This is a genomic window from Hydrangea phyllody phytoplasma (assembly GCF_036985185.1).
GTDB lineage: Bacteria > Bacillota_I > Bacilli_A > Acholeplasmatales > Acholeplasmataceae > Phytoplasma > Phytoplasma asteris.
Genome location: NZ_BSDA01000002.1, coordinates 39,875 through 61,962, shown reverse-complemented (window position 1 = coordinate 61,962; position 22,088 = coordinate 39,875). Strand labels below are relative to the sequence as shown.

Below are 22,088 nucleotides of genomic sequence, written 5' to 3'. Positions count from 1 at the left end.
GTTTGTGGTAAAATTATATAGTAAATTATTTAATTTTATAAACGCATAATTATTAAATTTTTTATGAAACAAAAAAACTAAATTAACAACAAACACAACTAATAATTACAACAATAATCACAACTTAACAATTCATTAAATAAATGATAAAGTTTTGAAACAATAAATGAAATGAAGGTGCAAAATGGAAAACTTATCGTTTTTATTCTTATTCTTGTTTTTTTATATTTTGGGGTCAATTCCTACAGGCTTAGTTATTGGCAAATTGGTGCAACAAAAAGATTTACGCAACACAGGTTCTGGAAATATTGGAGCAACTAATGCTTTGAGAGTTTTGGGGAAAAAATGGGGAATATTAGTATTTTTGTTAGATTTTTGCAAAGGATTTGTGCCACTTACAATTTGTTTGCATTTCTCAAAATTTTGGCTAACAGAACCATCCACAAAAACTTTTTTACAACCAAACCCCACAATAAAAATCTCCCTTTTGGCAATATCTCCTATTTTAGGACACATGTTTTCTTTATTCAATAAATTCAAAGGCGGCAAGGCAATTACAACTTCGGTAGGTATTATCACTGCTTTTAATCCTTTGATTGGTATTTCTGGTATCATTTTTTTTGCTATTTTTTTAAGACTTTTTGGTTATGCTTCGTTAGCTTCAATTATTGCAAGCACTTTAGTTAATGTTTTTTTATGGCTAAATTATTTGTATTGTGGCAATTTTGGAAATTTGGGACCAATTAAAAACCAGATTCCAAAAACAGAATTATTTTACTTTTCGATCAATTTTGCTACCTTAATTATTATAGCTAAACATTATTCTAATATTTTGCGCCTTATTAATGGAACAGAAAATAAATTTAATTTCAAAAAAGAAAAATAAGCAGCATCAACACAAAATATTTTAAAAAAACAAACACCAAAACCAAAACCTAAAAAAATCAAACCTAAACTCAAAAATCCTAAATCAAAAACTCTCAACCCCAAAAACATTTTATTTATAAAAAAGGTGCAAAGCAATGCAAAATTTTGATCTAATTAAACAAAAAATTAAATCCTTGGTAAAACAACTCACCAAAGCCAATTACCAATACTATAATCTAAGCAATCCCGATCTAAGCGACCAACAATACGATTCTTTACTCAAAGAACTAATCAATTTAGAAACCCGCTATCCCCAGTTCAAACTTCCTTATAGCCCCACTTTAAAAATTGGTGGTTTTGTAGAAAAAAAATTTAGTACCATTAAGCACAAAACTCCAATGATGTCTTTGGGAAATGTTTTTAATCTTGAAGAACTCAAAGCTTTTTATGACCGTATTGTCAAAAAAATTCCTACTTTTTCTTTGTTAACTGAATTAAAAATTGACGGCGTAGCGATAAGTTTAAAATATCAAAAAGGCATTTTAGTGCAAGCTTTAACAAGAGGAAATGGCATTTGGGGAGAAGACATTACCAAAAATGCCCAGACCATTAAAACCATTCCTTTAAGATTAAAAGAAGATCTCGATTTAGAAGTTAGGGGAGAAATTTATTTATCCCATCCCGCTTTTGAAAAACTCAACGCCCAAAGAAAACAAGAAAACAAACCCCTTTTTTCCAATCCCAGAAATGCTGCTTCAGGAACTTTAAGACAACTTAATTCAGCAATTGTGGCTCAAAGAAATTTGTCTATTTTTGTCTATGGCATTTCAGCTCCTTATTTGACTAAACCTACCCAAAAAGAGACTTTGGATTTTTTAACTGCTTTAGGATTTACCACAAATCCCCATTATTATTGCGTCTCTAATTTTGAAAATTTGCTTAGTGTAATTGAAAAATACAAAACCATTAAGGAACAACTTACCTACGATACTGATGGAATTGTCATTAAAATTAACGAGCTTGCCTTTCATTCTTTAATTGGTTCCACTGCCAAAGCTCCCAGATGGGCAACTGCTTACAAATTTGCAACTATTACAAGCCAAAGCATAGTTCAAAACATCATTTTTCAAGTGGGACGCACTGGTGTTATAACTCCAGTTTGCAAAATTATGCCTGTTATGGTAGATGGAAGTTTGGTCTCAAAAGTGGTTTTACATAATTATGACTACATTTGCAAAAAAGATATCAGAATAAAAGACCATGTCATAGTTCATAAAGCAGGCTCGGTTATTCCTGAAATTTTAGAAGTTATCAAAAGTAAAAGAACTGATTTGCAAAAACCTACTTTAATGATTGAAAAATGTCCTGCTTGTCAAACAATTTTAGAAAAACAACCAGGTGAAGTTGATTATTTTTGCCTCAATCCAAATTGTCGCGAGCAAAAAATCCAAAAACTCATTCATTTTGTATCAAAAAATGCTATGGATATCAACGTTTTAGGAGAACAGACCATCATTGCTTTTTTTGATAAAAACCTAATTGCCAAACCTTCTGACCTTTATTTATTAAAAAAACACAAGCATATTTTGCAAGAAATGCCAGGCTTTGGCGCTAAAAAAATTACTAACATTTTGGATGCTATCGAAGCAAGCAAGCAAAAAGGATTTGAAGATGTTTTATTTGCTTTGGGGATCAAACATATTGGCAAAAAAGTATCTCAAGTTTTGGCAAAACATTTTCAAACTATCGAAAACCTCCAACAAGCCACACCAGAATTAATTACTCAAATAAGAGAAATAGGAATCAAAATTGCCCAAAGCATCCAACAATACTTTTCCAATTCTTGTAATTTAGAAGAGGTTTCCAAACTCAAAACACTAGGAGTTTCTTTTCAAAGCACTAACCCCCAAAATCCAACTACCCAAACTATTTTTACCAACAAAAAAATTGTTTTAACAGGAACTCTCCTAAAATATTCCCGTCTTCAAATCCAACAAATCTTAGAACAAATGGGAGCAATTATAACTAACAGTTTATCTTTACAAACCAATTATTTAATAGTTGGCATCAATTCTGGTTCTAAACTAACCAAAGCCCAAAAACTCCAAATTCCTATTATCGAAGAAAAAGAATTACAACAAATTATAGAAAATAGCCAAATTAAATTATAAAAAATCACCGTTATTTTGCCTAAAACTCCTCACTGAACCCCAAACCCCCAAAACAAATAAAAAAATCCAAGAAGGTGCCAATGTCTTTTAACATTAAAATTAAAGAAGAAATTGCTTGTCAAAAATTCTTACCCATAGAAAATTTTTTTGAATTGACAGCTTTATTACATTTTGGCTGTGAATTAGAAAAAAACCACCAAAAAACTTTATTGTGGTTCCAAACCAAAAGTATCAAAATTGCTAGGCGTTTCCTTATTTTAATCAAAACTTTTTATCCTAATACCAACTCTTTTTTGATGACTAGCAAAGAATATAATTTACCACATTTAAAAAGCATTCATGTAGGAATTGAAAAAGACATTCCCTTAATTTTAGAAAAACATCATTTTTTTACTCAAACTCCAATCGATTTTTTACCTTTGCTCAAAAGCCAAAAAGCCAAAAAAGCATTTTTAAGAGGTATTTTTTTATGCATAGGTTTTGCAAACGACCCCAAAAAAACTAATTATCATCTAGAATTTTTTCACAAAGACCGCCACAAAATTGAATTAATTAAAACTTTGATGCTTCATTTCAGCCTTAACGCCAAACAAATTAATCACAAAAAAGGTTTTTTAGTTTATTTGAAAGAATCTCAAATGATTATTGATTTTTTAAGGTTAATCGGCGCTTTGGAAATAGTTTTTCAATACGAAAAAACAATAATTCAAAAAGACTTAAACCACATTATTAAATCCTCTATTAATTTTGAAATTTCAAATGAAAAAAAAATTCTTACTTCTGCCAATTTACAATTACAACAAATTAATTTGATTGAAAAACACTTTCAAACCCCAAATCTCAAACCCAAAAACACGAACTTAAAAATGAAAAATCCCAAAAATGAAAAATCCCAAAAACAACTTCCCAACCTTGAACCTAAATTATTGCAAATTATGTTATTAAGAAAAGAAAACCCTGATGCAAGTTTACAAGAATTAACTCAAAAATATTACCACAAACACAAGCAACAAATCACTAAATCAGGACTAAATTATTATTTTCAAAAAATCAAAAGACTAGCTTGTGAAATTGAAACTCCCCAAATTTTGGCACCATCTAAGGAAAAAAAATAAATATGGAAAATATCGGCATAGATTTAGTTGAAATTAAAAAAATTAAAAAAATAGGCAAAGACATTTTAGCAGCAAGGATTTTATCCTCAGAAGAACACCAAATTTATCAAATCATTCAAAATCCCCAAAGCCAACTTACCTTTTTAGCAGGAAGGTGGGCTTCTAAAGAAGCTCTTTTTAAAGCTTTTCAAACACCCCAAAAAATCGACCCTACTTGCCAAAACTATTGCAACTGGTCTATTCTTAACGACAAAAACGGCGCTCCTTATGTGAAAAACAACACATGCACCACTTTTTTCAACCCCATTTTAATTTCTATCACTCACACCGATAATTACGCCTTAGCCCTTGTTATTGTAAAAAAGTTGCCACAAAGCACGCCATAATCAAATTCGTTTTATTTTTTTTGATTATCCTACAATTTTATTTATTTTGTCAAGTGTTTTTTAGGTATAATTAAAAGTGTATAGCAAAAATAAAATTAAATAAAAAAAACAAAGAAAAAATCCAAAGGAGTTAATAACAAAAATATGAAAGTTATCGTTGTTGGTTGTACTCATGCAGGAACTGCTGCAGTAAAAACAATTAAAAAAAACAATCCCCAAGCTGATGTTGTTGTATATGAAAGAAACGATAATATCTCTTTTCTTTCTTGTGGAATTGCCTTGTATGTTGGAGGAGTTATCAAAGACAGTCTAGGACTTTTTTATTCAAATCCTGATGAACTGGTAAATATGGATGTTTGTACCAAACTTAAACATGAAGTATTAAAACTAGATTTTAACAAAAAAGAAGTTTTAGTTCAAAGTTTAGAAACTGGCAAACAGTTTAAAGACAACTACGATAAATTAGTAATTGCAACTGGTTCTTGGCCTGTTATTCCTCCTATTAAAGGAATTGATTGCAAAAATATTTTAATGTCTAAAAACTTTGATCATGCCAAAGATATTATTAATTACAGCAAAAACGTTAATAAAATCACAGTAGTAGGCGCTGGCTATATCGGAATTGAGTTAGCTGAAGCATTTGCGGTACAAAAAAAAGAAGTAGTTTTAGTAGACGCAGAAGATAGAATTATGTCTAAATATTTAGACAAAGAATTTACAGATGTAGCTCAAAAAACCTTAACTGACCACGGAGTTACACTAGCATTAGGACAAAAAATAGCAGGATTCGAAACTAAGGACGGCTTAGTGACTCATGTAAAAACTGATAAAAACACCTTTGAGACCGAAATGGTAATTATGTGTATCAGCTTTAAACCCAACACTCAATTATTTGCTCATCATCTCGAAACATCCTTTAATGGTGCTTTAGTTGTTAACGAATATATGCAAACTTCAGACCCTGATGTTTATGCTTGTGGTGATTGTGTTAACGTTTATTACAACCCTACCCAAGAAGTAAAATACATGCCTTTAGCAACTAATGCTATTAGAATGGGAACACTTGTAGGACTTAACATTGAAAAACCTTGCGTAAAATATTTAGGAACTCAAGGAACAAGTGGCATTAAAATTATTGATTTGAGTATTTCTTCAACAGGACTTACTGAAAATGTAGCCAAAGCTTTAGGTAAAAACTATGGTACTGTTACAATCAAAGATGCTAATAGACCTGAATTTATGCCTGATTATGATGCTGTAATGTTAAAGCTTGTTTTTGACAAAGAAACTCGTAAAATTTTGGGAGGACAAATTGTTTCTCGCGTTGATTTAACTGAAAAAATGAATACTTTAAGTGTTTGTATGCAAAACCAAATGACAGTAGAACAACTTGCTTTTGTTGACTTTTTCTTCCAACCCCATTTCAACAAACCTTGGGGATTACTCAATTTAGCAGGACTTAAGGCTTTAGAAGTTAAATCTTAATAACTATTTGTAAACTACCAAATGCGCGACAAAATAAATTAGATAAAAAAACACAAAAGACAAAAACACAACAAAACATTGTTTGTTATAATTACAAACAGTGTTTTTTTATTCCATTTTATCACAATTAACCCCTCATTCCAACACTACCCCCCAAAAAATCTTTTCATTAACCATTAAAGGAGCAAACAAATGAACTTTACTCTACTTTCTCTTCCTTATCAATATGATGCTTTAGAACCTTTTTTTGATACTCAAACTATGCAATTACATCATCTCAAACACCATCAAACATACATTAATAACCTTAATGATGCTCTCAAAAAACACCCTCAACTAAATTTATCTTTGGAACAAATGCTAACTGATTTATCGTTAGTACCACAAGATATTAGACAAACAGTTAGAAATAATGGTGGCGGACATTTTAATCATTCTTTTTTTTGGAACATTCTAAAAGTAAATAATGGCAATACTCCTCAAGGATTATTAAAAGAAATGATTGACTGCGAATTTGGTTCTATAGATTCTTTCAAAGACAAATTTGCTAATGCTGCTAAAACCATTTTTGGAAGCGGTTGGGCTTGGCTTGTATTAACTCCACAACAAAAACTTGCAATTACTTTTACTCCTAATCAAGATGTAGTTCTAAACCAAGGAACTCCTCTTTTGGGTCTAGATGTTTGGGAACATGCTTATTATTTAAGTTATCAAAATCGTAGAGTTGATTATATTGAAGCTTTTTTTAGTGTCTTAGACTGGGAAAAAGTAAAAAATAACCTTACTCAAACATTAAAATAATTTACCATGAAACATCCTCAAAATAAAAAAGAATCACGGTTATTACGAATTGAAGTGATGAAATTATTATATCAATATGATTTTTACCAAAATAATTTGACTTTGTCACAAACAAATCCCAATCCCATTTTTACTTTTTTTCAAAAAATCATCACCAAACTTAAATTTATTGATGAAATCATCACAAAAAGTTTATATGATTATAAAATAAATCGCCTTAACAAAGTAGACAAAGCAATCATTCGCTTAGCTACTTATGAATTGTTAGAAACAAACATTTCTCATGCCATTATAATCGACGAGGCAATAGAACTTACCAAACAATTCTGCAATTTAAACGATGAAAAACAACATAAATTCAACAATAAATTATTAGATCAAATATATCAACAATTACAAATGTATAAAAAAACTTATTACCTAATTGAATTGAAAAAATACCCAAATAATAAATAATTTTTTAAAGACTTTTCTAATTGAAAGGTCTTTTTTTATTTTATTTGATAGCATACCTTAAATAATTATGAAAAATTTACAATAATTCTATACCAAAAAAATAAAAACAACAACAATAAAATAATTAACATCTCAGCAAAACAAAACACCAATTTTAGATCGTTTTAAAAAACTTTTAAAATAACAAGTTTAGTAAAAATTCTTTTTTCTTTAGAAAGCATAATTAATGGCTCATTTTTATAATAATTTTTTTGATTTGATAACAGTAGCAAAAAACAAACTTGCCAAATTAAAAAAATATAGATATCCTCCTTAAATCTTTTTAATTACAGAAACATTCAAAAAACTTTAGCTTGAGCAGTTAAAAAAACTACAATAAAATAATTATTTGGTATTCATTTAACCCTATTATTTTATTTTTTATTAAGGAAACAAATATTTTGAATATTAAATTATTTAATCAAAAATATAAATTAGTGCCTTTTTTATGTGTTATTTCATCAATAATATTAGTATTATTGTTATTAATATTAAGTTTACAAAAAAGACATTCAACCTTTAGATCATCAGAAAAAATACAATTAACTAACAACCAAACCCAAAAACCCAATCAACAAAATTTCGTCAAAACTCCCAATTTGACAAAACCAAAAACACAAGAATTACAACAAGGAAAAGAAACACTACCTCTTTATATTCAAACAGTAAATGACAAAAAACATTATCATTTTATAGTGCCTGATAGTGAATTTATGCAAGATGGCACACTTAAAAATTCTGAAACCCATGTTTATATGGAAAATCTAAAACCTACTTTAATGCATAAAATTATCTACAAAATACAACCTCAATATGATGGTTGGGTAGCTTGTTTCCCTTCATTTAATGGACAAGATCTTGCAGGCGCTTTTTTATATAGCGTTATGACAGGAATCAAAACTCCTCCTTTAGATTTAGTAGGGATTTATTTTGAATCTCCTTTTGATAAGTTTGATATTAGTGATTGGAACAAATACACTTTAGATGATATTTTACAAATGAAAAATGAAAGCCAAAATATTTATTTTTTTTGGAGAAGCCCAAAAATGACTAACATTTACAAAAAATATCATTTATTTAAACCAGGTAAGGAAAAATACCATCCTACACTTAACAAACCTATAAGTCCTCAAAATGCCTTAATGCTTACCGAAGAATTTATAGATAAATTCATCCCCAATTCACCTTCAAAAAATTCCAAAGAAACTGAACAATAAATTATTTAGTTAGTTCCAATACTTTTCAAAATATTTAAAACTTGCCATATTTTCAAATTAAAAACAAATTAAGATCGACTTTAAGTTGGTCTTTTTTGCTAATTATTTATTATAATTTTGCTTGCTATACTACTTATTTATTCTTATTTTATAATTTTTTTGTCAAAATAAAAATGTGATTTAATTGGATTTTAACATAATTTATAACTTTAATAACTTTAAAATTACAAAAAAACACTAATTTTGTACTTAGAAACTATTTTTTTGTTATAATAAATTTTGAATTAGATATTAAATAATTTAACTTTACAATGATTTATAATAGTTATTTTAAAAAACTTAAAAAAGAATAAAACAACCTTAACAAACTACCAAACCCAATAACCAAAAAAATAATAACTATAAAATATCATTTCACAATCAAAAACCAATAAAAATCATAAAAATTAATTCTACCAAGCACAAACCACATTAAAACCCACAAAATCAAACTAAAACCAACCAACCAAAATATAAAGGAAATAAACAAAAAATGAACATAGAACAATTAAAAGAAAGGCAAAAACGCATACGTAATTTTTCCATTATCGCCCACATTGACCACGGTAAATCAACTTTGGCCGACCGTATTTTAGAATTTACAGGCACAATTGACAAAAGAATAATGAAAGAACAAATTTTGGATTCCATGGACTTAGAACGCGAGCGCGGAATTACTATTAAATTAAATGCTGTAGAAATTAACTACAAGTCCAAAGATGGCAAAAATTATATTATGCATTTGATTGACACACCGGGACACGTTGATTTTAGTTATGAAGTATCGCGTTCTTTGGCAGCTTGCGAAGGTGCTCTTTTAATTATTGATGCTGCCCAAGGCATTCAAGCCCAAACTCTTGCCAACGTTTATTTAGCTGTTGATAACAATTTAACCCTTATTCCTGTTTTGAATAAAGTGGATTTGCCAAGCGCAGATGTTCCTAAAGTTAAAGAAGAAATTAAAGAAATTTTGGGACTTGACCCTGAACAAGCCTTAATTGCAAGTGGAAAAACAGGGCTTGGAGTCATTGATATTTTGGAACAAATAGTAACTAGAATATCACCTCCTCAAGGAGACATTCAAAAGCCCTTGCAAGCCTTAATTTTTGATTCTTATTTTGATTCTTATAAAGGAGTTGTACCTTCCATTAGAATCGTCAATGGCACAGTTAAAAAAGGCGATCAAATTCGTTTTATGGCAAGTAATAGTGTTTATGAAGTAGTTGAAGTAGGAGTTTATAATCCCAAACAAATTGTAAAAGATTTTTTGGCACCAGGTGATGTAGGTTATCTTACTGCTGCTATTAAAAGTATTAATCATGTAAGAGTTGGAGACACCATTACTTCGCAAACCAATCAAGCTTTGCTACCTTTACCGGGATACAAACAAATGAATTCAGTAGTTTTTTGTGGACTTTATCCTGTCGAAACTAATAAATATAACATCCTTAAAGAAGCTTTGGAAAAACTAAAACTCAACGATTCTTCCTTAATTTTTGAACCTGAAAGTTCTAATGCTTTGGGACTTGGTTTTAGAACTGGGTTTTTGGGACTTTTGCATATGGAAATTATTCAAGAAAGAATTAGTCGCGAATTTGGAGTAGAAGTAATTGCTACTGCTCCTTCTGTTATTTATCATGTTTATTCTATCAAAGGAGAAAAACTTTTAGTTGATAATCCTTCCAAACTTCCATCCACTCAAATGATTGACCGCATTGAAGAACCCTTCATTAAAGCTACTATTATGTGTCCTGAAATCTATATTGGTAAAGTAATGGAGCTTTCCCAAAATAAAAGAGGAGCCCTTCAAAATATTGAATATATTGATAGTCAAAGAGTAATGATTAATTATTTGCTGCCTTTTTCAGAAATTATTTATAGTTATTTTGATAAGTTAAAATCATTAACCAAAGGCTATGCTTCTTTTGATTATGAAATAGATAAATATCGTGTTTCTAAATTACAAAAAATGGATATTTTATTAAATGGAGAAATTGTTGATGCTCTATCTTTAATTGTTCATCATGATTTTGCCTATGAAAGAGGAAAGGCTATTTGTGAGACTTTAAAAGAGTTTATTCCTAAACAAATGTTTGAAATTCCTATTCAAGCAGCTTTGGGTAAAAAAATTATTGCCAGACAAACTATCAAAGCTATGCGTAAAGATGTAACAGCTAAACTTTATGGAGGCGATGTTACTCGTAAAAAGAAATTATTAGAGAAACAAAAAAAAGGTAAAAAGAAAATGAAAACATTAGGAAAAGTGCAATTACCTCAAAAAGCCTTTCTTGCTATTCTTGCTACTAAATAATTATTTGTTTCAAAGATATAAAAGAATATTGAAAAAACTCCTTATAATATATAAGGAGTTTTTGTTTTATTTATTGTTGACATTTATATTTATTTTTATTATTTTTTGGGGGTATTTGTATTATTTTTGGATTGATTATTTTTACCATTAGGAGCAATTTGTGGTTTTGAATATATTTTACTTAAAATTAATTGGCTAAATGTTCTTCCTTTCATACTATCTACACCCATCAAAAAACGAGCAAAAAACAAATGGAAGGGATAAAAGTGCACATATCCAAAAAAATAATTTAACCATAATAAGAAAATTTTTCATTAAAGGGTGTAATGTGGTATTTTGTTTTAAAATACTATCTATATGAAATGAAATAAACCCCGAAGATAACAAAATTACCAAAAAGAAAAGGAAATTAAAAATATTTCTAATTTGAGTTTTCCAATTATCTACTTGCTTTCTTCCTTGTTTATCTAATTCTGGTTTAAAAATAATAAATTTGATTCTAAACATTTACTTGCCTCTTTTCTTTTTATAATATTATAATGATTTTAAAAATAAATATTTATATTATATCAAGTTTTTTAAGTTAATATTTTGATGATGAAATGCAATAAACGAATTAAAAATACTTATTTCAACGTTTTTATGCTTTTATATGCTCCTCTTTAATTGTGTATTTTATTATAACATATAAAAACAAACAAATTAACAAAACAATAATAAATTCATTTGGAAAACTTTTATATAATATGCTTAAAAAGCTTAAAAAAATGATAAAATAAAAGAGATTTACAAACAATATAAAGGAGAATATTATTTGATGTTAAATAAAGAAGATATTCAAAAAATTCTAAATTTATCTTTAGATAAGGGAGCTGATTTTGCAGAATTATTTTTTGAAAATGCTTATTCTCATACCCTTAAAGTAATTGGCAAAGATGTAGTTTCTGCTGATACTTCTAATACTTTTGGAGTAGGAATTCGCTTATTAAAAGGCTTTGATGAAGTTTATGGCTATACCAATAAAACTGATTATCAAAATGTTTTATCCTTGCTTTTAAAATTAAAAAAATCTTTTCAAGGAAAAGCAAATAAAGTTATTGCCTTGCAAACCAAAAAACCCCTAAAAAATACTATCCAAAAACCTTATAACAGCATGACTCAAGAACAAAAAGCCCAAAAATTACTTAAATTATCGGCTATTATTCAAAATTATGATCCTCAAATTATTCAATCCATCACCTCTTTAAACCAAAAAGAACAACATGTTTTAATTGCTAATACTTTAGGAGTTTATCAAAATGACACACGCAATTATATTAGATGTGGGCTTGTAGGAGTTGCACAAAGAGGACAAGAAATGCAAGAAGCCTTTGAAGGTCCTGGACGCGCAATGGGATTGGAATTCTTGGATGTAATTGATTTAGAAACAATTGCCAAACAAGTAGCAAAACAAGCAGTTGCTTTATTAGATGCTAAATCTTTAAAACCTCAAACTATGCCAGTTGTAATTAATCATGGTTTTGGAGGCGTTATTTTCCATGAGGCTTGCGGACATCCCCTTGAAGCTACTGCAGTTGCTAAAGGCCTTTCTCCTTTTTGTAATAAATTAAATCAAAAAGTTGCTTCTGAAGTTGTAACTGCTTATGATGATGGAACTATTAAAGCGTCTTGGGGCAGTCTTAATTTTGATGACGAGGGAAATCCCACCCAAAAAAATCTTTTAATTGAAAAAGGTATCCTTAAAGGTTATTTAATTGATTTTAGAAACGGACGCAAAATGAAGATGCAATCTACCGGTTCTTCACGTAGACAATCTTATAAATACTCTCCTACTTCGCGCATGAATTCCACCTACATCGAAAAAGGCACAGAAACCCCCGAACAAATTATTGCAGATACTCCTTACGGTCTTTATGCTAAAAGTCTAGGTGGTGGAACAGTTGTTCCTGCTACTGGAGAATTTAATTTTGTAGTTAATGAAGGCTATTTAATCGAAAATGGTAAATTAACAACCCATGTTAAAGGAGCGATGTTAATTGGTCATGGAGCAGATATTTTATTTAAAATTGACCGTGTTGCCAATGATTTAGTTTTAGGTCAAGGAATGTGTGGTTCTTGTTCTGGTTCTCTACCAGTTGATGTAGGACAACCCACTATTAGAGTAAAAGAAATGATTGTAGGAGGAAATCAAAAATGATAAAAGACGTAACTAAAACCCCAAAACCCCAAAGCCAAACCACTCACACAAACCCCACTCCTAACAATTATAAAAAATGGTTAGAAAAAGGAATGCAACAAGGTTTTGAAGCATTAGAAATTGCAATTCATGAAAGTCAAACTTTTAAACTATCTTTGGATAAAGGCAAAATAGATGCTTGTGTTTGGAGCGATGTTGCTTCTGTAGTTATAAGAGGTATTTTTGCCAATAAAAAAACTTCTATTGTTTTAGAACAATTAACTGACAGCGCTTTTGATAATGCTTTTGAAACCCTCAAAGAAAATTGCCAAACAATTACTTCTAAAGAACCTGCTCTTATTTTTGAAGGATCTTCCAGTTATCCTGAAGTATTGGAAAATAACTTTGATTTTGGACAAGTTCCATTAGAACAAAAACAAAATTTGTTGTTGCAGTTAGAAAAAACAATGTTGCAAAGTTCCCATTTGCAAGCTACTAATGGCATTATTTACCAAGAAGTTTGTCATAAAAAAACATTATTAAATTCCAAAGGGCTCAATTTATCGCACCAAAACAGCTTTGCTTATTTGTATGCTTCTGCGGTTTTTCAAAAAGAAAGCGAAATTGAAAGTTATGGCAAAAGTATTTTAGCTAAGGATTTTGTAACCTTCAATCCTGTTAAATTAGGTACTGAAATTGTTGAGATGGGCGAAAAAAAATTAGGAGCTAAATCTTTGGTATCTCAAAAATATCCAGTTATTTTTTCTAATGAAATGTTTGCAGACCTTTTGGAAAGTTTCAGCGATATTTTTACTGGTACAAGTGCTTATCGCAACTTAACTAAATTAAAAGATAAAGTTAATTGTTTAATTGCTTCTGAAAAAGTTAGTATTATTGATGATCCTTTAAACGATGGGGCTTATTTTAAAGAAAAATTTGATGATGAAGGAGTAGCTTGCCAAACCAAACCCATTATTACTAAAGGAGTTTTTCAAGGATTTATCCACAACTTAAAAACTGCTCGCATTTTTAAACAAACTCCAACTGGAAACGGTTTTGATGGCAGTACTTCTATGATTAATTGTTATTTGGTGCCTGGCAAAAAAAGTTTTTCAGAAATGATTGAACCTATTCAAAATGGTATTTATATTACTGATTTAGTAGGGATGCATGCAGGAATTAAAACTGTTAGTGGAGATTTTAGCCTACAAGCTAGTGGTTTTAGAATTGAAAAAGGTAAAGTTACAACTCCTGTTAAAATGATTGTTGTTTCTGGTAATTTTTTTGATATTCTTAAAAATGTAGACACCATTGCTAATGATTTTGAATTTCAAACTTCAGGATTTGGTAGTTCTAGCGTTTATGTAGGGGATTTAAATATTGGAGGAAAGTAAATTTTTCTTTGTAAATGATTTTTTGCCCCTTTATTATTTTGTAATTTTTATCGAAAAAAATAAATATTAAAATAATAATTGAAGTTTTGAAAACTTTTTAATTATGTATAAAAACAAAAAACACCATCTTAAAGATGGTGTTTTTTATATCTTAATCAAACAAATACTTGCGAAAAAACATCAGAAATGTTTGATACAGGAATAATATTTAATTTAGTTCTTACTTCTTCAGGAATATCTTCAATATCTTTGATATTTTCTTGAGGAATAAAAATAGTGTCAAGACCGCTACGATTAGCAGCAATAGCTTTTTCTTTTAAGCCTCCGATAGCTAAAATATTACCTCGTAAAGTAATTTCTCCTGTCATTCCCAAACCTTTTTTAACATATTTTTGGGTAATTGCAGAGACAAGGGAAGTTGCAATAGTAATTCCAGCTGAAGGACCATCTTTAGGAATGGCTGTTTCTGGAAGATGAATATGAAAATCGTTTTCTACAAAAATATTGGCATCAATTCCTAAATTTTGACAGTTAGCTTTGATGAAACTTAAAGCAGTATAAGCACTTTCTTTAAGGACTTCTCCTAATTTACCTGTAAGGACTAATTGTCCTTTACCTTTGTAATAAGTAACTTCTACTGGAAGCAAATCGCCTCCAAAATAAGTATAGGCAAGTCCGTTAGTGGATCCTATTTTTTCTTTTTGTTCATCTAAAAGATGTAGGTATTTTTCTTTACCTAAGTATTTAGTAACGTTTTGAGGAGTAATAATTACTTGTTCTTTTTTGGTAATTAAACATTCTTTAACTGTTTTTCTAGCTAGTTCTGCAAGGATTCTATCTAACTCTCTTACTCCTGCTTCTTTGGTGTAATGTCTAATTAAATAAAGGATAGTATCATTGTCAATAACTAAATTTGTGTCAGTGATTCCGTGATTTTTGAGTTGTTTTTTTAAAAGATATTTAGAAGCGATGTTAATTTTATCTTTTTCAGTGTAAGAACTTACTTCGATAATTTCCATACGGTCTTTTAAAGCTTCGGGAACATTGTCAAGGTAATTGGCAGTGGTGATAAATAATACTTGGGATAAATCAAATGGTTCGGATAAAAAATGATCCATAAAATTAATATTTTGTTGTGGGTCAAGGACTTCTAATAAAGCTGACGCAGGATCAAAGTTATAATTGGCTACTAGTTTGTCAATTTCGTCTAATAAAAAGACAGGATTAACTGTTTTGGCGTCTCTAATGCCTGCAAGAATGCGTCCAGGCATAGCTCCAATATAAGTTCTTCTGTGGCCTCTAATTTCTGATTCTTCTTTTAAACCGCCTAAGGATTGTCTGACAAATTGGCGTCCTAAAGCTTTGGCAATAGAAGAAGCAAGTGAGGTTTTCCCCACTCCTGGAGGACCTACAAGACATAAAATATTTTGAGGGTTTTTCTTAGTCATTATTTTGACTGCTGCATATTCTAAAATACGTTCTTTGACTTTTTCAAGTCCGTAATGTTGGTTATTTAAGGATTTTTCAATGGCAACTAAATCGTTTTCATCTTGGCTGGTTTTGCCCCAAGGTAATTCCAGTAAAAAATCAAGATAATTTTTAATTACAAAAGATTCTGCCATTAAAGATGATGATGATTGGTAACGTGATAATTCTTGTAAAGCTTTTTTTTTGATTTCAGGAGGTAAAGGAGTTTTTTTGATTTTATTGCGCAATTCTGCAATTTCTTCTTCCTTTTTGGCTTTGTCCCCTAATTCTAGTTGAATCGCTTTCATTTTTTCTCTTAAATAAAATTCTTTTTGGTTTTCATCAATACTTTGTTTTACTTTTTCATTGATTTTTTGTTCTAAATCAAGTCCTATAAGTAAGCTTTGGATGTCTTGAAGAATATAAAAAATTCTTTTATTAAGGTGAGCTTCTTTAAGGTATTTATATTTATCTAAAACATCGATTTTTAAATTAAAAACAATGATATCAGTGATATTTTCTGTTTCTGGTTCTGTTTTGATGATATCTAAAAAATTATTGGTGTTTTGAACAAGCAGTTGAAAAGGTTTGTCCATAATTTTTTCTATAACTAGCTTGATTAAGGCTTTTTCTTCTTCAACGTTTCCATAAATGGTGTTGACTTTTTCATATGAGGCTTTTAAAAAAGGTTCTTTTTGCAAAAATTTATCAATTTTTACTCTTTGTAAAATGCGAAATCTCACTTTAAAATCGCCGTGAGGGATTTTTACTTTGGTAATTATTTGTGCCAATACACCGTAACGTTGAAGATTAGTTAGTTTGGGTTTGTTGGGTGATAAATCTTTTTGAGTTAAAAGAATAACAAAAGAATTTGCGTTAGTTTCTGATTCTTTTAAAGCTTTTAAATAAGAATTGTCTGATACTTCAATACGAAAATCAACATTTGGAATAGGCATTACTTCGCTGATAACTACAACTGGAAGTTGTTCAGGAATTTCTTGAAAAATATCTTCAAATGCATCCATAGAAAGATCGGATTTTAATTTTTTGCTTTTGGTTTTCATATATTTTCATCCTTTTGATATTTTTTTAACTTTTAAACTTTTTCATTTTTAAGTTGTGGAGTGATTTTTTGGTGGGGTGATAAATTTTATTTAGCAACAACAGCTTTATTAATAACAAGTTCTAAGGCTTCATCCATCAAAAGAGAATGTTTTAGGTTTTTTTCAGGAAGGTTTTGTTTGATATGGTTAACTGGAACTTTGTAATGGTTACTTAAGTTTTGGTATTGTTGTTCGATTTTTTCTTGGAAAATAGTTAGTTTTTCTTGGGCTGCAACTTGTTCCATAATAAGTTGATATTGGAGGTTTTTTTGTGCTTGTTGGCTAAATTCTTTTTCCATTTTTTCATCATCAATACCTAAATATTGTTTGTATTGTTCCAAAGTTAAATTTTGTTGTTTTAATCGTGCTTCAAATTCTTTTTGGAGGCGGATTTGTTCTTGGGAAACAATTTCTTGAGGAATTTCTAATTCGGAATTTTTAACTAATTGTTCTATTACTTGTTTTTCAACGTTTTCTTTGTCTTTGTGTTTTTTTTGAGCTAAAAGAGTTTGTTTAGTGTTGTTTTTTAATTCTTCTACGGTTGAAGCATTGGCAAGTTTAAGTGATTTTACCAAATTATCTGTTAGTTGAGGTATTTTTTTAGTTTTGATTTGGTGTAGAGTTACTTTAAAAACAGCTTTTTGATTAGCTAAACTTTTTTGGTGGTAATCGCTTGGAAAAGTGATATTAATGTCTTTGGTTTGTCCTTGTTTCATCCCTAACATTTGGTCTTCAAAACCATGTAAAAATTGACCAGAGCCAATTTCTAAACTAAAATCTTTGGCAGTGCCGCCTTCAAAAGGTTTGCCATCAACAAAGCCTTCAAAATCAAAAATAGCATTGTCTGTTAATTCCAAAAAGTCGTTTTGGGTTTTGGGTTCCAAAGTTGTTTGTTTTTCTAATAAGGAATTTATTTTTTCTTCCACTTCACAATCTGTTACTTCAAGATCGTCTTTTGTAATTTCTAACCCTAAATATTTTTTTAAAGTAACTTTAGGTTTAACGATAAATTCCAGTCCGAAAGTAAAATTTTGATTATCTTTAAGTTTTTTTTCGTCTAAATCAATTACTTGAGGCATTCCCATACTTTCGAAATCTTTTTTTTGTAGGACTTCTTGATATTTGGTTTGCACGATATTTTCTAATGCATCGGAGTATAAATTGTCTTTACCGAAACGATTTTCAAAAATTTTTCTTGGAACGTGCCCTTTTCTAAAACCTTTAATTTCTACTTTTGGTTTAATTTTTTCATAAGCACTAGCCAGTTGGGTTTCTAATTCCTTTGAAGAAACTTCAAAAAAATATTGTACTTTTTGATCGTTGATTTTTTTAATTTCCATTTTTAATATCTTTTCCTTTTTGGTTTGTTGGGGTTTGTTTTATGTTTTGGGGTGTTATTTATTTTGATTATGAAGCATCAATAAAAACTAAAAAATATTGTTGTTGGGGGGTTATTTGGTTTGATTGGTGCAAATAGTTGCAAATAATTATGAGTTTTTTCATTTATATATTGATTATATAAGCAAATTCCAATTAAATTAGTGTTAATTGTTTTTTGGGGAAACAAGTTGGGTTTTTGCTTTTTTGTTTTACAATTTGGCAACTAATTTATAATTAAGTTTTTTAACTAAATTAAAAGTTGTTTTTTTGGGTTCGCGGTTTTATTTAGTTTAATTTTTTAGCTTTTTTTAATTCATTTAATCTTTTTTATAAATATTTTGTGGTAGAAAAATAATTGTCATTTATAAATTTTGTAATTGTGTAAATTACTTTTCTTTCCTACTATTTATTATACCATAATAACTAAATATTTCTTGAAATTATTAGTAATTTTTGCTTTCTGATTAAATGGTTTTTTGGTGAGGTTGTAATTAAAATATTTTTTTGTAGAAGGACAAAATATTTCCTAAAATTGTTTGGTTGGTGTGAGTTTAAAAGTGGTTTTTGTTTTTGCCCATTTTGCAATTTTACTTAAATATTAGTTTTTTAAATTGTTAAATTGATTTTAATTAGTCCAATGTTTAGGATGTAGTTAGTTGGGATTTATCTAAATTAAAAGTTTGATTTCATCTTTAAATTTTGGATTTATTTTTCTTCGTTAAGAATCTTTTTTAAATATTTACCAGTATAACTTTTTTCATTTTGGCTTACTTGTTCTGGGGTTCCTGTTGCAACTACATATCCGCCACAAGCTCCTCCTTCAGGACCTAAATCAATGATATAATCAGCATTTTTAATTACATCTAAATTATGTTCAATTACAACAATAGTAGCTTTTTGATCTGTCATTTGATGAAGAACTTTAAGCAATTGTCTAACGTCTTCTGAATGAAGTCCTGTGGTAGGTTCATCTAAAATATACAAAGCACCTGGAATAACTTTTTTGTGTAGTTCGCTTGCTAATTTAACTCGTTGGGCTTCTCCTCCGGATAAAGTTGGCGAGGACTGTCCTAATTTAATGTAGCCAAGCCCTACATTTTGTAAAATTTCTAATTGATGTTTAATTTTGGGATGATTTTGGAAAAATAAAACCCCTTCTTCAACACTCATAGCAAGAATATCTGCAATAGTTTTATCTTTGTATTTGATGCTTAAAGTTTCTTTTTGATAACGAGTTCCTTTACAAGCTTCGCACATAACATAGACATCTGGTAAAAAATGCATAGATATTTTTTTAACTCCATCGCCACTACAAGCCTCACATCTACCGCCTTTAACGTTAAAAGAAAAACGCCCTTTTTGATAACCTTTCATTTGGGCTTCTTTAGTTTTGGAGTAAAGTTCTCTAATTTCATCAAAAACACCAGTATAAGTAAGGGGATTGCTGCGAGGAGTTTTACCAATTGGGTCTTGTGAAATTTCAACTATTTTTTTGACTTTGTTAAAATCGTTTACTAAATGACTAAAATCTTTTTGTTGAGTTTTGTTTTTTTTGCTGTATTTTTGTTGTAAACAATCAAGTAAAACATCATTTACTAAAGTAGATTTTCCCGAACCAGAAACGCCTGTAACTACAATTAATTGTTGCATAGGAAAGCAAACATCAATTGATTTAAGATTATTTTTAGAAGCTTTGGTAACTAAAATATGATCTTTATTGCCTTTTCTTCTATTTTTGGGAAATGTAATTTGGATTTGTTTAGATAAGTATTTTCCTGTAAGGCTGTTTTTGTTTTGCATTACTTCTTGGGGTGTACCAAAAGCTTGTACTTTCCCTCCCAAAATGCCTGCTTGAGGACCAATATCAATTAAATAATCAGAGGCAAGCATTGTATCGTGATCGTGTTCTACTACAATTAAAGAATTGCTTAAATCTCGCATTTTTTGAAGTGATTTAATTAAAAGATCGTTGTCTTTTTGGTGCAATCCAATGGAAGGTTCATCAAGGACATAAAGTACTCCTGAAAGTTGGGAGCCAATTTGAGTAGCAAGTCTAATTCTTTGTGCTTCTCCTCCCGAAAGAGTTGCTCCACTGCGCGATAAAGAAAGATATCCTAACCCAATTTCTTGTAAAAAAGTAAGACGATTGATAACTTCTTTGAGAGCTAAATTAATAATTTTTGTCTCTTCGTTGGACAATTCTAAATTTTGGAAAAAAGCAAGGGTTTGTTCAATTGATAAATCAGTTATTTCATAAATATTTTTATTATTAATTTTAAAAAGTAAAGCCCCTTGATTAAGTCTTTGTCCTTGGCATGTTTTGCATTTTTTTTCCATCATATAATTAGAAAGCCATTTTTTGAGCCATTCGCTGGTTGTTTCTTCAAAACGTCTTTTAAGCATAGAAGCTATACCTTCAAAAAAATCATATTTAGGAGTTTTGGTGGTGGTATTTTTGGAAAAACGAGAAAAACGCAAAGGAGGCGTTAAAGTAATTTGGTCAGGCGAACCATAAAGAATAATATTTAGTTTTTGGGGATCTATTTTTTTTAAAGGAACAGTCATATCAATTTGATAATGATTGCATACAGCTTTTAATTCTTGTTCTTTGCTAGCAAAATTATTATATTCATTATTACTTTTAAAAATTAAAATTGCACCTTTATTTAATGGTTTTTCATAATCTAGCATCATATCGCAATCAATTTCTGCTGTTTTTCCAATACCTTTACAACTTTGGCAAGCTCCTAAAGGAGTATTAAATGAAAAAAGTCTTGATTCGCGCAAGGGAATATCAAAATTAATGCCTTCTAAATGATAATTGCAATTTAGTTTTAATATTTGATGGTTTTTATTGTTGTTTTCATTCTTATTACTATCATTACTATTTTTATTTTGATAATTCATAATAAAAACTTTTCCTTGAGCTAAATTTAGAGCTTGTTCTAAGGCTTCAAAAAGACGAGTTTGATTATCTGAATTAACTTCAAAACGATCAATTACTACATAAATATTATGATATTGATTTTTTGATAAAGAAGGAATCTCATCCATTAAATAAATAGTATCATTAATCATTACTCTATTAAAACCATCTTTGGCAAGAGCTTCTAAGGTTTTTTGATGGGTACCTTTTTTTCTTTCAATTATAGGAGCAAGAATTAATATTAGTTGCTTGGAAAATATTTGATTAGTTTTAGTAATCATTTGTTCTTTGGTTTGTTTTTCTAAGACAATATTTTTTTCAGGATGAAAAGGAACTGCAATATTCGCATAAATTAATCTTAAATAATCATATATTTCTGTAATAGTTCCCACAGTAGAACGAGGATTATTAGAAGTTGTTTTTTGGTCAATACTAATAGAAGGACTCAAACCTTCAATACTATCTACATCAGGTTTTTCAAAACTACCTAAAAATTGTCTAGCATAAGCACTTAATGATTCTACATACCTTCTTTTTCCTTCTTGATATAAAGTATCAAAAGCTAAAGAAGATTTGCCAGAACCTGATAATCCTGTTATAATAACTAATTTATTTTTGGGAATATCAATATTAATATTTTTTAAATTATTTTGACGAGCTCCGCGAACTTTAATAAATTGATGTTTATTGGTTTTCATTTTAATTCCTTTAATATATTCCTTTATATTTATATCGGCTTATATATATTATTTATA

14 protein-coding genes are annotated in these 22,088 nt (G+C 29.3%); 11 read left to right on the top strand and 3 right to left on the bottom strand.

Going from position 1 to position 22,088, the window contains the following annotated elements:
* Positions 1 to 184 precede the first annotated feature (184 nt).
* From plsY to AACP42_RS01115, 11 genes are all read left to right on the top strand, one after another.
* Entirely contained in the window at positions 185 to 886 is a 702-nt protein-coding gene (gene plsY / locus AACP42_RS01165) for a glycerol-3-phosphate 1-O-acyltransferase PlsY (RefSeq protein WP_212509066.1), read from the top strand.
* Between the two features lie 136 nt (positions 887 to 1,022).
* Positions 1,023 to 3,038 (top strand): NAD-dependent DNA ligase LigA, encoded by a 2,016-nt coding sequence (gene ligA, locus AACP42_RS01160; protein ID WP_212775509.1) that lies wholly within the window; start codon positions 1,023 to 1,025, stop codon positions 3,036 to 3,038.
* Positions 3,039 to 3,118: 80 nt separating this feature from the next.
* Positions 3,119 to 4,153, top strand: coding sequence for a DNA-binding protein WhiA (gene whiA / locus AACP42_RS01155; protein WP_212509068.1), 1,035 nt, complete (start codon positions 3,119 to 3,121; stop codon positions 4,151 to 4,153).
* A gap of 2 nt (positions 4,154 to 4,155) precedes the next feature.
* Entirely contained in the window at positions 4,156 to 4,539 is a 384-nt protein-coding gene (gene acpS, locus AACP42_RS01150) for a holo-ACP synthase (protein WP_212509069.1), read from the top strand.
* A gap of 144 nt (positions 4,540 to 4,683) precedes the next feature.
* The gene (locus tag AACP42_RS01145) at positions 4,684 to 6,024 is read left to right on the top strand and encodes an FAD-dependent oxidoreductase (protein ID WP_212775510.1); all 1,341 of its coding nucleotides are present in this window, start codon (positions 4,684 to 4,686) and stop codon (positions 6,022 to 6,024) included.
* 192 nt (positions 6,025 to 6,216) lie between these two features.
* Positions 6,217 to 6,825, top strand: a complete 609-nt coding sequence (locus AACP42_RS01140) for a superoxide dismutase (protein ID WP_212509071.1) — start codon at positions 6,217 to 6,219, stop codon at positions 6,823 to 6,825.
* Between the two features lie 6 nt (positions 6,826 to 6,831).
* On the top strand, positions 6,832 to 7,281 hold the full coding sequence (locus tag AACP42_RS01135) for a transcription antitermination protein NusB (RefSeq protein WP_212775511.1): 450 nt from the start codon (positions 6,832 to 6,834) through the stop codon (positions 7,279 to 7,281).
* A gap of 440 nt (positions 7,282 to 7,721) precedes the next feature.
* Positions 7,722 to 8,537 (top strand): hypothetical protein, encoded by an 816-nt coding sequence (locus tag AACP42_RS01130; protein WP_212509073.1) that lies wholly within the window; start codon positions 7,722 to 7,724, stop codon positions 8,535 to 8,537.
* 532 nt (positions 8,538 to 9,069) lie between these two features.
* On the top strand, positions 9,070 to 10,887 hold the full coding sequence (lepA, locus tag AACP42_RS01125) for a translation elongation factor 4 (protein ID WP_212775512.1): 1,818 nt from the start codon (positions 9,070 to 9,072) through the stop codon (positions 10,885 to 10,887).
* A gap of 817 nt (positions 10,888 to 11,704) precedes the next feature.
* Positions 11,705 to 13,084, top strand: a complete 1,380-nt coding sequence (locus AACP42_RS01120; RefSeq protein ID WP_212775513.1) for a TldD/PmbA family protein — start codon at positions 11,705 to 11,707, stop codon at positions 13,082 to 13,084.
* Positions 13,081 to 14,457: a TldD/PmbA family protein gene (locus AACP42_RS01115; protein WP_212775514.1), complete on the top strand. Its 1,377-nt coding sequence runs from the start codon at positions 13,081 to 13,083 to the stop codon at positions 14,455 to 14,457. The genes AACP42_RS01120 and AACP42_RS01115 overlap by 4 nt, the downstream gene beginning before the upstream one ends.
* A gap of 155 nt (positions 14,458 to 14,612) precedes the next feature.
* On the opposite strand, the gene lon is transcribed toward AACP42_RS01115, so the two are convergent.
* The 3 genes from lon to uvrA all read right to left on the bottom strand — a co-directional run bounded on the left by lon (position 14,613) and on the right by uvrA (position 22,031).
* Positions 14,613 to 16,988: an endopeptidase La gene (lon, locus tag AACP42_RS01110; RefSeq protein ID WP_212775515.1), complete on the bottom strand. Its 2,376-nt coding sequence runs from the start codon at positions 16,986 to 16,988 to the stop codon at positions 14,613 to 14,615.
* An 86-nt stretch (positions 16,989 to 17,074) separates the two neighbouring features.
* Positions 17,075 to 18,367, bottom strand: coding sequence for a trigger factor (tig, locus tag AACP42_RS01105; protein WP_212775516.1), 1,293 nt, complete (start codon positions 18,365 to 18,367; stop codon positions 17,075 to 17,077).
* 745 nt (positions 18,368 to 19,112) lie between these two features.
* A complete protein-coding gene (uvrA, locus tag AACP42_RS01100; protein ID WP_212775517.1) occupies positions 19,113 to 22,031 on the bottom strand; it encodes an excinuclease ABC subunit UvrA in 2,919 nt (972 codons plus the stop codon).
* Between the last annotated feature and the right edge of the window lie 57 nt (positions 22,032 to 22,088).